Source organism: Actinoplanes sp. NPDC049802, from assembly GCF_040656595.1.
Taxonomy (GTDB): Bacteria; Actinomycetota; Actinomycetes; order Mycobacteriales; family Micromonosporaceae; genus Actinoplanes.
In genome coordinates this window covers 105,710-118,479 of sequence record NZ_JBFAMR010000009.1, presented here as the reverse complement: position 1 = coordinate 118,479, position 12,770 = coordinate 105,710, and the positions used below count along the sequence as shown (strand labels likewise).

Here is a 12,770-nt window from a genome sequence, read left to right as displayed (position 1 = left end):
GCCCCGGAAGTGGCCGGACCGGTCCATCCGGGTGGATGGACCGGTCCGGAACCGATCAGGTGGCGGGCCGCTGCGGCGGCTCGCCCTCCGATGCGCCACCGGAGGGCGGCTCCGGCGAAGGCTCCGGCGCGGCGGAAGCCGGCGGCGAGGCCGGCGAAGACTCCGGCACAGAGGGCGGTGCGGGGGGCGCCGGATAGGCCGACGGCCCCGGCACGGAAGCCGCCGAAGAATCCGGCACGAAGGGCGGCGCGGACGCCGGCGAAGAATCCGGCGCGGAAGCCGGCGGAACGTCCGGCGACCGCTCCGAGGGCAACGGCGCGGCCCACGGCGAAGGCGCGGCCCACGGCGAAGGCTCCGGCGGCAAGGCGGCGTGCGACGGCTCGGGGTTCGGCGACGGTGGCAAGGCGGCGGGCGACGGCTCAGGGTTCGGCGACGGCGGCAGAGCGGCGGGCGACGGCTCAGGGCCGGCCGAGGCCTCCTGCGGGGCGGCCCACGGATCGCTGGACGGCTCCAGCCCGGTCGACGGTGTGCTCCCCGGCTGACCGGGGTAGGGCGGCAGTCCGGGCGCGGGCTCCCCCGGTCGCCCGTACTGCTCGGGCGAGCCGAAGTGGCTGGGCGGCGGCGGATAGGTGGGCACACCGCTCGGGTACGGCGGCTGCACCGGGAAGGCCGGCGGTTGTGCCGGCGGCAACGGCGGCGGGTAGGAGACCTGGGCGTAGAACCCGGGCTGGGGCTGACCGGGGTAGCCCGGATGACCCGCCTGTCCAGGCGGGGGCGGGTATCCCGGTTGGACGGGGAACCCCGGATATCCCGGCTGCCCCGGGTAGGGCCCGAACGGCATGGCAGGGTTCCACGCCACCGGCCGGCGGAAGAACGCGTTCGACTGCGGAAGCGCGAGCAGAATGATCGCCCCGAGCAGCGCCAGCACGGTGACCACCGAGCTGACCAGGCCGAGCGCGTCGTACCAACCGGGCATCGCGGCCGCGACCTCCGCCTCGACCTGAGCCTGGTCGGTGGTCGACGGCACGGTCCCGCCGACCGCGGTGCCGGCGGCGGTGCCGCCGAGGCTGAGTGAGTTGCAGCACAGGCCGAGGCCCGCGATGACCCAGGTGGTGACCCGTGATCCGTTCTTTCCACGGTTGTTGAAGATCGCCAGCACGACGAGGCCGATCGCGATCAGCAGGTAGACGGACGCGGTGAGGATCAGCACGATGCTGATGAAGGTGCCGATCTCGCCGGGGACGTCGCTGGTGTCCATGGCGTCCTGGTACGCCTCCGTGACGGTGCCGATCATCGACACCACCAGGCCTGCGCTCAGCAACTGCATGGCCACGACGAGGTAAAGCAGCATTGATGAAGCGGTCACCACGACCGGTCGCGCCGGTTGCGGGTGGTGGCCCGGATATGTCGGTACGGACACACTGCCCTCCTATAGATCAATTCACGGTATCTGTCGGAGGCCAGATCACGCGACCGAGCCGCACCCTCCGCATCCATGTGGCAACATCAGGCACCGATGACCCCAAATGACCGTAAAACGTCGCTCGATCGGGGGGCGACGCGCCTGGACGGCGCCCCCTAGACTTCGATTCCGTGGCGCCCGACTGGAAGCAAGCAGCTCCAGCGGCACGCCGTGCCCGCACGAGTCGCCCGCCCCGCGCACACTTCCCCGGGGCCGAGGCAGACCGGCTGACGGTGCCATTCCGATTGCGCCGGCCGCGTGACCACACCGCGGCCGCCCCAGACCTGTTAAGGACCGGTGAGTCCCATGCCCCACGCCGACACCCTCGACGTCGTTCACCATGACGACACCCGGACGCGTTTCAAAGACGTCCGGTACCAACTCCATCGAGACGGCATACGGATCTGGTCCGCGGACGGCGAACACGCCATCACGGACGTTCTGATGACTCAGGCCTACCGGCAGCGGGAGGCGGACAGATGAGCGATGGGCCCCGGGGAAACCCGGGGCCCGTCTCCGTCAGAGGCCTCGGCGGACCGACAGGCCGTCCTTGCTTTCGCTCAGATCGACCGCCACGGTGTCACCGTCCCGGATCTCGCCGGACAGCAAGGCCTTGGCCAACTGGTCTCCGATCGACGACTGGACCAGCCGGCGCAGCGGCCGGGCGCCGTAGATCGGGTCGTAACCGTGCTCGCCCAGCCACTCCACCGCGGCCGGGGCGACCGCGAGGTCGAGCCGCCGCTCGGCGAGCCGGGCCCGTAGCCGTTCCAGCTGGATGTCCACGATCGCGGTCAGATCGCCCTTGGTGAGGGCGTGGAAGACGACGATGTCGTCGAGCCGGTTCAGGAACTCGGGCTTGAAGTGCGCCCGGACCGCGGCCAGCACCTCGTCGTGGCGCTCCTCGTCGCTCATGGTGAAGTCGGCGGTCGACGAGCCCAGGTTCGACGTGAGCACCAGGATGGCGTTGCGGAAATCGACCGTCCGTCCCTGGCCGTCGGTGAGCCGGCCGTCGTCGAGCACCTGGAGCAGCAGGTCGAAGACGTCGGGGTGGGCTTTCTCCACCTCGTCCAGCAGCACCACGCTGTACGGCCGGCGCCGCACCGCCTCGGTGAGCTGGCCGCCCTCCTCGTAACCCACGTAGCCGGGCGGGGCGCCGACCAGCCGGGCCACCGAGTGCTTCTCCCCGTACTCACTCATGTCGATGCGGACCATGGCCCGCTCGTCGTCGAAGAGGAACCCGGCCAGCGCCTTCACCAGTTCGGTCTTGCCGACGCCGGTGGGGCCGAGGAACAGGAAGCTACCGGTCGGCCGGTCCGGGTCGGCGATGCCGGCACGGGCGCGGCGGACCGCCCCGGACACCGCGGCGACCGCCTCGCGCTGGCCGATCACCTTGGCGGCGAGGGACTCCTCCATGCGCAGCAGCTTGGTGGTCTCGCCCTCCATCATCCGGCCGGCCGGGATGCCGGTCCACGAGGAGACGACCTCGGCGATGTCGTCGGCGCCCACCTCCTCCTTGACCATCGGTGGCTCGGTGTTCTCGTCCTCGGAGTCGGCCGCCGCCTGGATCTCCTTCTCCAGGCTGGGGATGACCTCGTAGAGCAGCCGGGACGCCTGGAGCAGCTCGCCGTCACGCTGGGCCCGCTCCTGCGCGGCCCGGGCCTCGTCGAGCTGCTTCTTCAGCTCACCCACCCGGTTGAGCCCGCCGCGCTCCCGCTCCCACCGGGCGTTGAGGGCGGTCAGGTCCTCCTCGCGGTCGGCCAGGTCGGCGATCAGGCGCTCCAGCCGGGCCACCGACGCCGGGTCGGTCTCCTTCTCCAGGGCGAGGCGCTCCACCCGCATCCGGTCGACCTGTCGCTGGAGCTGGTCCAGCTCGACTGGCCGGGAGTCGATCTCCATACGCAGCCGGGAGGCGGCCTCGTCGATCAGGTCGATCGCCTTGTCCGGCAGGAACCGGTCGCTGATGTAGCGGTCGGAGAGACTGGCGGCCGCGACCAGGGCGGCGTCGGTGATCTGCACGCGGTGGTGCGCCTCGTAACGGCCCTTGAGGCCGCGCAGGATGCCGATGGTGTCCTCCACCGTCGGCTCGCCGACCACGACCGGCTGGAACCGGCGCTCCAGGGCCGGGTCCTTCTCGATGTGCTCGCGGTACTCGTCGAGAGTGGTGGCGCCGACCATCCGCAGCTCACCGCGGGCCAGCATCGGCTTGAGCATGTTGCCCGCGTCCATCGAGCCCTCGCCCTTGCCGGCGCCGACGACCGTGTGCAGCTCGTCGAGGAACGTCACGACCTGCCCGTTGGAGCCACGGATCTCCTCGAGCACGCTCTTCAGGCGCTCCTCGAACTGGCCGCGGTACTGAGCGCCGGCGACCATTGCCCCGAGATCGAGGGAGACCAGCTTCTTGTCGCGCAGCGTCTCGGGCACGTCGCCGGCCACGATCCGCTGGGCCAGCCCTTCCACGATCGCGGTCTTGCCGACGCCCGGTTCACCGATCAGGACCGGGTTGTTCTTGGTCCGGCGGGACAGCACCTGCACCACCCGGCGGATCTCGGCGTCCCGTCCGATCACCGGGTCGATCTTGCCGTCGCGGGCCAGCGCGGTCAGGTCGACGCCGTACTTCTCCAGGGACTTGTAGGTCTGCTCGGGATCGGCCGTGGTCACCCGCCGGTCGCCGCCGCGCACCTGCGGGAACGCGTTGACCAGCGTGTCCTCGTCGGCACCGGCGTCCTTGAGCACCTGCGACACCGCGCCGCCGACCCGGGCCAGGCCGGCCAGCAGGTGCTCGGTCGACACATACTCGTCGCCGAGGGGTTTGGCGATCAGGTCGGCGGAGCCGATGGCGTTGACGAACTCGCGGGACAGGCCGGGCTCGGCGGTGCTGGCGCCGCGCGCGGACGGCAACTGCTCGATCGCGCGCACCGCGGCACGGCGGATGTCGGCCGGATTGGCGCCGACCGCCCGCAGCAGGGCGGTGGCGGTGGATCCGCCGGTGTCGAGCAGCGCCTGGAGCATGTGCCAGGGCTCGACCGTGGCGTGTCCGCGGCGGCCGGCGTCAGCGACCGCGGAGGTGATCACTTCTCGACTCTTGGTGGTCAAGCGTTCGGTGTTCATGAGCTCCCCTGCAGCCAACACACTTGAGCGTAGCGCGCTCAACTTTAGCGCGCCCGATCGAGGAGCCGTAACGTACGGAAAGTGAAGGCTTCTTTTCCGTTGTTCCGCCGCCTTCTCCCGCTCGGCCTGGTGTTCCTCACCTCGGGCATCGCGACCGCGGTGGTCGGCCCCTTCCTCGGACTCTTCCTCAGCACCGAGGTGCATGCCGACCCGGTCCAGACCACCGTCTTCCTGGTCGTCGCCTCGCTGTCCGGGGTGGCGATGTCGTCGGCCATCGGGCGCGTCTCCGACCGCTTCCCGATCCGCCGCGCGCTGCTCATCGCGGCCGCGCTGGCCGGTTTCGCCGCCAGCGGGCTCACCGCTTTCCTCCGGGACTACTGGATCCTGCTCGCGGTCACCGCGACGCTCACGGCCGCCGCCGGGGCGCTCTACCCGCAATCCTTCGCGTACGCCCGCCAAGTGCTGCAACGAGATGATCCGAAACGGACCGCCCTGGGGATCAGCACACTGCGCACCGTCTTCTCGATCGCCTGGGTGGGCGGCCCGTCGCTGGCCGCGCTGCTGCTGGACGCCGGTGACTTCCGCCACGTCTACGGCGCCGCCGCCATCCTCTATCTGCTCGCCGCCCTGGTCGCGGTCCGGTTCCTGCCGGAGGTGGAGGCACCGGCGGCGCCACGGGAGAAGGAGACGGAGCCCCCGGCCCGCGCGCCACGAATCCTGTGGCCGATCCTGTGCGGCTTCACCCTGCTCCAGACCACCATGGTCCTGGGCGGTCAGGTCATGCCGCTGTTCCTGAGCACCGAGTTGGCCGGGTCGGTCCGCGACGCCGGTTTGATCTTCGGACTGTGCGCGGCCCTGGAGATCCCGTTGATGCTGGGCTTCGGGGTGCTCTCCACCCGTGTCCCGCTGCGCCGGATCATCCTCGGCGGCGCCCTGTGCGCGGTCGGGTACCAGTTCGTCGTGGCGACCGCGTCGTCGGTCGGCACGCTGGTCGCGGCCCAGATCCTGAACGCCGTCTTCATCGCCGCGGCGTCCGGGCTCGGCATCACCTACGTACAGGATCTGATGCCGCGGCAGCCGGGACGGGCCACGACCATGTTCACCAACACCTTCCCGATCGGGCAGGTCCTGGCGGCGCCCCTCTTCGGGCTCTCCCAGCAGTACGGTTTCCGGCTGGCCTACGGCATCAATCTGGGTCTCAGCGTGGCGGGCCTGATCCTGCTGTTGCTGGTCCGGCCGCGGCGGGCACCGGCGGCGCTGCCGGTTCGTCCGGTTACCGACGCGACACACCAGGCTGAGGGCTAACGTAGAGATCGTGCGCGTACGGGTGGAACAGACTCCGCTGCCGGGAATCGGCGTCCGCCATGACCTGGTGACCACGTCAGGTCGTACGGTCGGGGTGGTCTCCCACCGCAACGGCCGCCGCGACCTGGTCCTGTACGACGTGGACGATCCCGATTCGAGCCTGGCCTCGATACCGCTCACCGACGACGAGGCGGAAGCCCTCGCCGACGTGCTCGGCGCCTCGCTGATGCTGGGTCAGCTGGCCGGCCTGCGGCAGCAGGCGGCGGGCCTGCTCACCGAGCAGATCGCACTGCCGGCCGGCTCCCCGTTCGTGGGGCGGGAACTCGGCGACACCCGGGCCCGTAGCCGGACCAGCGCGTCGATCGTGGCCGTGCTGCGTGATCGCGAGGTGATCGCCTCGCCCGGCCCGTCGTTCAAGTTCGAGGCGAACGACGTGGTGGTCGCGGTCGGGACACGGCACGGCCTGGACGGCGTCACCGCCATCCTGGCCGGCGACGACGACGGCTGACCGGCCGTGCAGCACCACACGACGATCCTGCTCATCGAGATCGGCGCGCTCCTGTTCGGCCTCGGGATGCTCGGTCGGCTGGGTCGTCGTTTCGGGCTGTCCCCGATTCCGCTCTATCTGCTGGCCGGTCTGGCGTTCGGTCAGGGTGGCCTGGTGCCGCTGTCGGCGAGCGAGGAGTTCATCGCGATCGGCGCCCAGATCGGGGTGATCCTGCTTCTGGTCATGCTGGGTCTGGAGTACTCGGCCGACGAGCTGATCGGCAACCTGCGCTCGGCGGCGCCGGCCGGCCTGATCGACATGCTGCTGAACGCTCTGCCGGGGGCGGGTTTCGCGCTGCTGCTCGGCTGGGGCTGGGAGGCCGCGCTGGTGCTGGCCGGCATCACCTGGGTGTCCTCGTCCGGGGTGATCGCGAAGGTGCTGGGCGATCTCGGCCGGGTCGGTAACCGGGAGACGCCGACGATCCTGTCGGTGCTGGTCATCGAGGATCTGGCGATGGCCTTCTACCTGCCGGTGGTGACCGCCGTGCTGGCCGGGCTGGGCCTGGCGAACGGGTTGAGCACGCTCGGGGTCGCGGTGGTCACGGTGGTCGCGGTCCTGGTGGTGGCCCTCCGGTACGGCGGTGAGATCAGCCGGTTCATCTCGGTGAAGGATCCGGAGGCGCTGCTGCTCAGCGTCCTGGGGCTGACCCTGTTCATCGCCGGGGTGGCCGGCGAGCTGAAGGTCTCCGAGGCGGTCGGCGCGTTCCTGGTCGGCATCGCCATCTCCGGGCCGGTGGCGCACCACGCCACCCAGATCCTGTCGCCGCTGCGTGACCTGTTCGCCGCGGTGTTCTTCGTCTTCTTCGGGCTCTCCACGAACCCGGCCGACATGCCGCCGGTGCTGCTGCCGGCGTTCGCGCTGGCCGTGCTGACCATGTTGACCAAGGTACTGACCGGTTATCTGGCGGCCGGCCGGGCCGGCATCGCGCTGCCCGGCCGGATCCGGGCCGGTCTGGCCCTGATGCCCCGGGGCGAGTTCTCCGTGGTGATCGCCGGTCTCGCGGTGGTGTACGGCGTCGACGCGCGACTGGCGCCGCTGGCGACCGCCTACGTGTTGATCACGGTGGTGTCCGGCCCGATGCTGGCTAGATTGACCGATTACGCGTGGTTCAAGGAGCTGATCCGGAAGCGGATAGCGGCCCAGCGGGCCGCCCAGAAACCCCTGCCGTCCGCGGAGTGACCTGCGCCCCCACAGATAGAGCCTAAAGTTACTGTCCGGTATCTGAATGTGAGCCCTTGACACTTCCGTAGCGGCACGTCACACGCTACCGTTGCGCGGCGACGACTCTGAGTATTGGGACGTTCGACACTGTGGCCGGTAAGTGATGTCGGCCTGGTTGCGAACGGTTGAGTGAGGCGGCGGCGTGAGCGTGCGTGAAGCTACATTCCTCGGTTTCGGCAATCCGGTCGATCCCCGACCCGACGAGCTGCAGACCTGGGCATACAACCCTGAGTCGGTCCCGTTGAGCACCATGCCGAAGGACTGGGATCTCCTGATCTCCGGCGATGTGCTCGGCCCGACGCTGTTCGAACTCGCCATGGACCGGCAGTGCCCGGCCCGGCGGTTCGCGCAGCACTGTATGTACATCTACGCCGCGGACGGGGTGCGGCAGAACGCGAGCGGGCAGCGGAAGCGCCGGCTCAAGAAGTTCATCGAGCGCGCGGAGCAGGTCGGCGACGAGCCGATGCAGATCTGGGCGCACAACTGCCGGGTTCTGATGACCCGGCCCGAGCTCTTCGACCATCACGACTGGATGGAGGGCGGCCTGGTGCGCTACCCGCGCCGACTGGGCCTGTTCAATCGCCGCTGAGTACGCGCAGTATTCACGCGGTCACTACGTGCTGTAGCGGCGGCCCGGATCCCGGGCCGCCGCTGTCATTTACCCGGAGAACGACGCGGACGCCACACGACCAGGGCTGTCGAGTGGGTCTCCTGGCGCACCAGGTCCCGGCCCGCGTACGGGCTGCTCATCGCTTCCATCTGAGCGATCCGGGTGTACGCCGCCTCGAGTTGCTGTTCGAGCTCGGCCACCCGCTGCTGGAGATCGCCGACCAGGTGCTCGAGGCCGATGATGCGCTTGATGCCGGCCAGGTTGACGCCGTCCTCCTGGCTGAGTCTCTGCACCTCACGCAGCAGTGCCACATCGCGCTCGCTGTAGCGTCGGCCGCCGCCGCCGGCCCGGCCGGGCTGGACCAGGCCGAGCCGGTCGTACTGCCGAAGGGTCTGCGGATGCATCCCGGCGAGCCGGGCCGCCACCGAGATGATCAAAACCTTCGCATCTGAGGACTGTTCCATCGAGATGTTGATCTCTTCGTACATGTACCACCTCCCGAGACGGGGTCCCTTCAGACGCGGCTCAACCGGCCCGGCGCAGGCGGGCGTCGAGCCGCTCCCGCGCAGGCGGTGGGGTGAGCTTCGCGAATTTCTCCAGCGCGTCCCGGGCCTCTCCGGTGACGGTCGCCGGAATCTGCACATCGACGGTCACGATCAGATCGCCGGCCTGGCCCTCCTTGCGGGCCACGCCCTTGCCCCTGGCGCGCAGCTTCCGGCCGCTCGGGGTGCCCGGCGGCACACGCAACGTGACCGGCACGTCCAGCGTCGGCACCTTCAGGTCGGTGCCCAGCACGGCCTCGGCGATCGTGATCGGCACGGTCAGAGTCAGGTCGTCGCCGCTGCGCCCGAACAGGTCGTCGGGCCGCACCTTGACCTGCACATACAAGTCGCCGGCCGGACCGCCACGGTCGCCCGGCTCTCCCCGGCCGCTGAGCCGGATCCGCTGGCCGTCGGCGACGCCCGCCGGGAAGCGGACGTTGATCGAACGGGTCTTGGTGACCCCGCCGGTGCCGCGGCACTCCGGGCATTTCTCGTCCACGACGCTGCCCGAGCCCTGACAGTCCCGGCACGGTTCGGAGAAGCTGAACGAGCCCTGGTTGCTGGAGATCAGGCCGGTGCCGTGGCATTTCGGGCACGCGCGCGGGGTGGTGCCCGGTTTCGCGCCGTTGCCCCGGCAGGTGTCACAGGCGCCGGGGGTCCGCAGAGTCAGCGGCAGTGTGGTGCCCCGGACCGCCTGCACGAAGTCGAGGGTGACCTCGGTCTCGACATCCCGCCCACGCTGGGGTCCTCGCCGCGCGGTCGAGCCGGGCTGCTGGCCGCCGGAGAAGATCGAGCTGAAGATGTCGGAGAAGCCGGAACCACCGAATCGGCGGTCGGCGCCCGGAGCCGTGGCGCCGGAGAAACCGCCGAACAGGTCCGACGGATCGAACTGCGTGCCACCCCGTGCCCCGCGCCGGAACGCGCCGGAGCCGAACAGCGAGCGCATCTCGTCGTACTCTTTGCGCTTCTTGTCGTCGGCGAGCACGTCGTACGCCTCGGAAGCGGCCTTGAACTTCTCCTCCGCCTCCTGGTTGCCCGGGTTCCGGTCAGGGTGCAGATCGCGGGCGAGCTTCCGGTACGCCTTCTTGATCTCGTCGGGGGAGGCGGACCTGCTCACGCCGAGCACGGCGTAGAAGTCTTTCTCGAGCCAGTCCTTCGAGCTCATGTCAGTCCACCTCCTCGAGTTGGCGACGTCCCGCCCGCCGGCGAACCGGCGAGCGGGACTCGATCACTGATCTCACTCCGGGTCGGCGACCGCGACCATCGCCGGGCGGAGCAGCCGCTCACCCAGCGAGTAGCCACGGCGCATCACCTCGACGCAGGTCGGCTCGGAGACGTCCGCGGACGTCTGGTGCGCGACCGCCTCGTGGCGGTTCGGGTCGAAGGGGTCGCCCTTCTCCCCGAAGGCCACCAGGCCCAGCTTGCCGGTCACCGCGGTGAGCTGCTCGGCCACCGAGGCGAACGGCCCGACCAGGTCCCCGTGCTCCCGGGCCCGGTCGATGTCGTCCAGCACCGGCAGCAGGTCGGTGAGGACCTTGCCGGTGGTCTGCTCGGCGGCCGCGCCGCGGTCACGGTCGACCCGCTTGCGATAGTTGGCGTACTCCGCGGTCACCCGCTGGAGGTCGTGGGTCCGCTCGTCGAGCTCACCCCGCAGTGCCTCCAGCTCGGCGCCGAGACCGGGCTTGGCATCGTCGGCCGCCGGGATCTCCGCATCGGGAGCGCGGTGCGCGCCGGCCGGCTTCTGCGCCGACTCCTCGGAGGAAGTCTCCTCGGCAGTCTCCTCGATCTCGCCCTGGATGACTTCCCGCTCGGCCGCCGGACCGTCGTTGTCGTCGTCCCTGGCACTCACTTCTTGTCGTCCTCCACGATCTCGGCGTCGACCACGTCGTCGCCGCCGGCCGCCGGACCGGTCGCGCCACCCGGCGCACCGCCCGCGGCGGCCTGCGGGGTCTCGCCCTGCGAGTAGAGCAGCGAACCGGCCTCCTGGGAGACCTGGGACAGCCGCTCGTGGGCCGACTTGATCTTCTCGATGTCGGTGCCGCCGAGCGCGCCACGCAGCTCGCCGAGCGCCTCGTTGATCTTGCTCTTGCTCTCCTCGGGGAGCTTGTCGCCGCTCTCCGCCAGGAACTTCTCGGTCTGCCACTGGAGCTGCTCGGCCAGGTTGCGGGCCTCGGCGTCCTCGCGGCGCTTCTTGTCGTCGTCCGCGTGGTCCTGAGCGTCGCGCATCATGCGCTCGATGTCTTCCTTCGGCAGCGCGGAGCCGCCGGTGATCGTCATCTTCTGCTCCTTGCCCGTGCCCAGGTCCTTGGCGGACACGTGCACGATGCCGTTCGCGTCGATGTCGAAGGAGACCTCGATCTGCGGAACGCCGCGCGGCGCCGGGGCGATGCCGCTGAGCTCGAAGGTGCCGAGCTTCTTGTTGTTCGCCGCCATCTCGCGCTCACCCTGGTAGACCTGGATCAGCACGGAGGGCTGGTTGTCGTCGGCCGTGGTGTAGACCTCGGAGCGGTGCGCCGGGATGGTGGTGTTGCGCTCCACCAGCTTGTGCATGATGCCGCCCTTGGTCTCGATGCCCAGCGAGAGCGGGGTGACATCGAGCAGCAGGACGTCCTTGACCTCGCCCTTGAGCACACCGGCCTGGAGGGCGGCGCCGACGGCGACGACCTCGTCCGGGTTGACGCCCTTGTTCGGCTCGCGGCCGATCAGGCCCTGCACCAGCTCGGTGACCGCCGGCATACGCGTCGAGCCGCCGACCAGGATGACGTGGTCGATGTCGGACAGCTTGACGTCGGCGTCCTTGATCGCGGCCTCGAACGGACCCTTGCAGCGGTCCAGCAGGTCCTGCGTCATCCGCTGGAACTCGGCACGGCTCAGCGACGTGTCCAGGTGCAGCGGCCCGTTCGCCCCCGCGGTGATGTAGGGCAGGTTGATGCTGGTGGTGGTGGCCGCGGACAGCTCGATCTTGGCCTTCTCGGCCGCCTCACGCAGACGCTGGAGCGCCATCTTGTCCTGCGAGAGGTCGATGCCGTGCTCGCCGCGGAAGGTCTTGACCAGGTGGTCGATGATCCGCTGGTCCCAGTCGTCGCCGCCCAGGTGGTTGTCACCGGAGGTGGACTTGACCTCGATGACGCCGTCGCCCAGCTCCAGCAGCGAGACGTCGAAGGTGCCGCCGCCGAGGTCGAAGACCAGGACGGTCTGCTCCTTGGAACCCTTGTCCAGCCCGTACGCCAGAGCGGCGGCGGTCGGCTCGTTCACGATCCGCAGGACGTTGAGCCCCGCGATCTCGCCGGCCTCCTTGGTGGCCTGACGCTGGGCGTCGTTGAAATACGCCGGAACGGTGATGACCGCGTCGGTGATGGTCTCGCCGAGGTACGCCTCGGAGTCCCGCTTCAGCTTCATCAGCACACGCGCGGAGATCTCCTGCGGCGTGTACTGCTTGCCGTCGATGTCGATCGACCAGTTCGTACCGATTTCCCGCTTGACCGAGCGAATCGTCCGGTCGGGGTTCGTCACCGCCTGGCGCTTGGCGACCTCACCGACGAGCACCTCGCCGTTGCGGGCGAAGGCGACGATCGACGGAGTCGTCCGGGAGCCCTCCGCGTTGGCGATGACGGTGGGCTCGCCTCCTTCCAGAACGCTGACGCAGGAGTTCGTGGTGCCGAGGTCGATGCCGACCGCACGTGCCATGGTGTTCCTCGCTTTGCTACCCGACAGGGTCTAGCTACCGACAGGGTTGAGTGGAACCGACTCAATGATGCCACGGGTCCGCACACCGTCAAATCGAAGTTGAGTCGGCGCGGCGCAACTCAGCGCTGGCGACATACCTGTCAGGTCACGGCATACCGGGACCCGTTGTCCTGGATGCATAGATCGTGCACGCTTTACCCGTGACGACGCACGGAGACGCGGTCGGTCCGTCGGCCCTTTCCGCCGTCCCCGCCGCATCGGATGAGAAACACCAGGTCAAAGCGGCCA

At 69.7% G+C, this 12,770-nt stretch carries 10 protein-coding genes; 4 read left to right on the top strand and 6 right to left on the bottom strand.

From position 1 onward, the window contains the following. Window positions 1-55: 55 nt before the first annotated feature. Both AB0I88_RS09360 and clpB read right to left on the bottom strand, forming a co-directional pair. Window positions 56-1,351 carry a hypothetical protein gene (locus AB0I88_RS09360; RefSeq protein ID WP_361020520.1) on the bottom strand — a complete coding sequence of 432 codons (1,296 nt, stop codon included), beginning with the start codon at window positions 1,349-1,351 and terminating at the stop codon, window positions 56-58. Between the two features lie 630 nt (window positions 1,352-1,981). Continuing rightward, window positions 1,982-4,570: an ATP-dependent chaperone ClpB gene (clpB, locus tag AB0I88_RS09355; RefSeq protein WP_361020518.1), complete on the bottom strand. Its 2,589-nt coding sequence runs from the start codon at window positions 4,568-4,570 to the stop codon at window positions 1,982-1,984. An 81-nt stretch (window positions 4,571-4,651) separates the two neighbouring features. On the opposite strand from clpB, the gene AB0I88_RS09350 reads away from it, so the two are divergent. From AB0I88_RS09350 to AB0I88_RS09335, 4 genes are all read left to right on the top strand, one after another. Beyond that, complete coding sequence (locus AB0I88_RS09350; RefSeq protein WP_361020516.1) at window positions 4,652-5,875, top strand: sugar efflux transporter; 1,224 nt, start codon at window positions 4,652-4,654, stop codon at window positions 5,873-5,875. A 10-nt stretch (window positions 5,876-5,885) separates the two neighbouring features. Then, window positions 5,886-6,383, top strand: a complete 498-nt coding sequence (locus tag AB0I88_RS09345) for a cation:proton antiporter regulatory subunit (RefSeq protein WP_361020514.1) — start codon at window positions 5,886-5,888, stop codon at window positions 6,381-6,383. A gap of 6 nt (window positions 6,384-6,389) precedes the next feature. Continuing rightward, the gene (locus AB0I88_RS09340) at window positions 6,390-7,601 is read left to right on the top strand and encodes a cation:proton antiporter (RefSeq protein ID WP_361020512.1); all 1,212 of its coding nucleotides are present in this window, start codon (window positions 6,390-6,392) and stop codon (window positions 7,599-7,601) included. A gap of 184 nt (window positions 7,602-7,785) precedes the next feature. Continuing rightward, window positions 7,786-8,232 (top strand): hypothetical protein, encoded by a 447-nt coding sequence (locus tag AB0I88_RS09335; protein WP_361020510.1) that lies wholly within the window; start codon window positions 7,786-7,788, stop codon window positions 8,230-8,232. Window positions 8,233-8,297: 65 nt separating this feature from the next. Here AB0I88_RS09335 and AB0I88_RS09330 read toward each other — a convergent pair whose 3' ends face one another. The 4 genes from AB0I88_RS09330 to dnaK form a co-directional block, all read right to left on the bottom strand. Further along, window positions 8,298-8,741, bottom strand: coding sequence for a MerR family transcriptional regulator (locus tag AB0I88_RS09330; RefSeq protein ID WP_361020508.1), 444 nt, complete (start codon window positions 8,739-8,741; stop codon window positions 8,298-8,300). A gap of 37 nt (window positions 8,742-8,778) precedes the next feature. After that, on the bottom strand, window positions 8,779-9,960 hold the full coding sequence (gene dnaJ / locus AB0I88_RS09325) for a molecular chaperone DnaJ (protein ID WP_361020506.1): 1,182 nt from the start codon (window positions 9,958-9,960) through the stop codon (window positions 8,779-8,781). Window positions 9,961-10,032: 72 nt separating this feature from the next. Then, the gene (gene grpE / locus AB0I88_RS09320; protein ID WP_361020504.1) at window positions 10,033-10,644 is read right to left on the bottom strand and encodes a nucleotide exchange factor GrpE; all 612 of its coding nucleotides are present in this window, start codon (window positions 10,642-10,644) and stop codon (window positions 10,033-10,035) included. Further along, on the bottom strand, window positions 10,641-12,482 hold the full coding sequence (gene dnaK, locus AB0I88_RS09315; protein ID WP_361020502.1) for a molecular chaperone DnaK: 1,842 nt from the start codon (window positions 12,480-12,482) through the stop codon (window positions 10,641-10,643). The genes grpE and dnaK overlap by 4 nt, the downstream gene beginning before the upstream one ends. Between the last annotated feature and the right edge of the window lie 288 nt (window positions 12,483-12,770).

Coding starts and splice junctions, on each gene's coding strand:
- AB0I88_RS09360 (WP_361020520.1), bottom strand. CDS start 1,351: ATGCTGCTTTACCTCGTCGTGGCCATGCAGTTGCTGAGCGCAGGCCTG.
- clpB (WP_361020518.1), bottom strand. CDS start 4,570: ATGAACACCGAACGCTTGACCACCAAGAGTCGAGAAGTGATCACCTCC.
- AB0I88_RS09330 (WP_361020508.1), bottom strand. CDS start 8,741: ATGTACGAAGAGATCAACATCTCGATGGAACAGTCCTCAGATGCGAAG.
- dnaJ (WP_361020506.1), bottom strand. CDS start 9,960: ATGAGCTCGAAGGACTGGCTCGAGAAAGACTTCTACGCCGTGCTCGGC.
- dnaK (WP_361020502.1), bottom strand. CDS start 12,482: ATGGCACGTGCGGTCGGCATCGACCTCGGCACCACGAACTCCTGCGTC.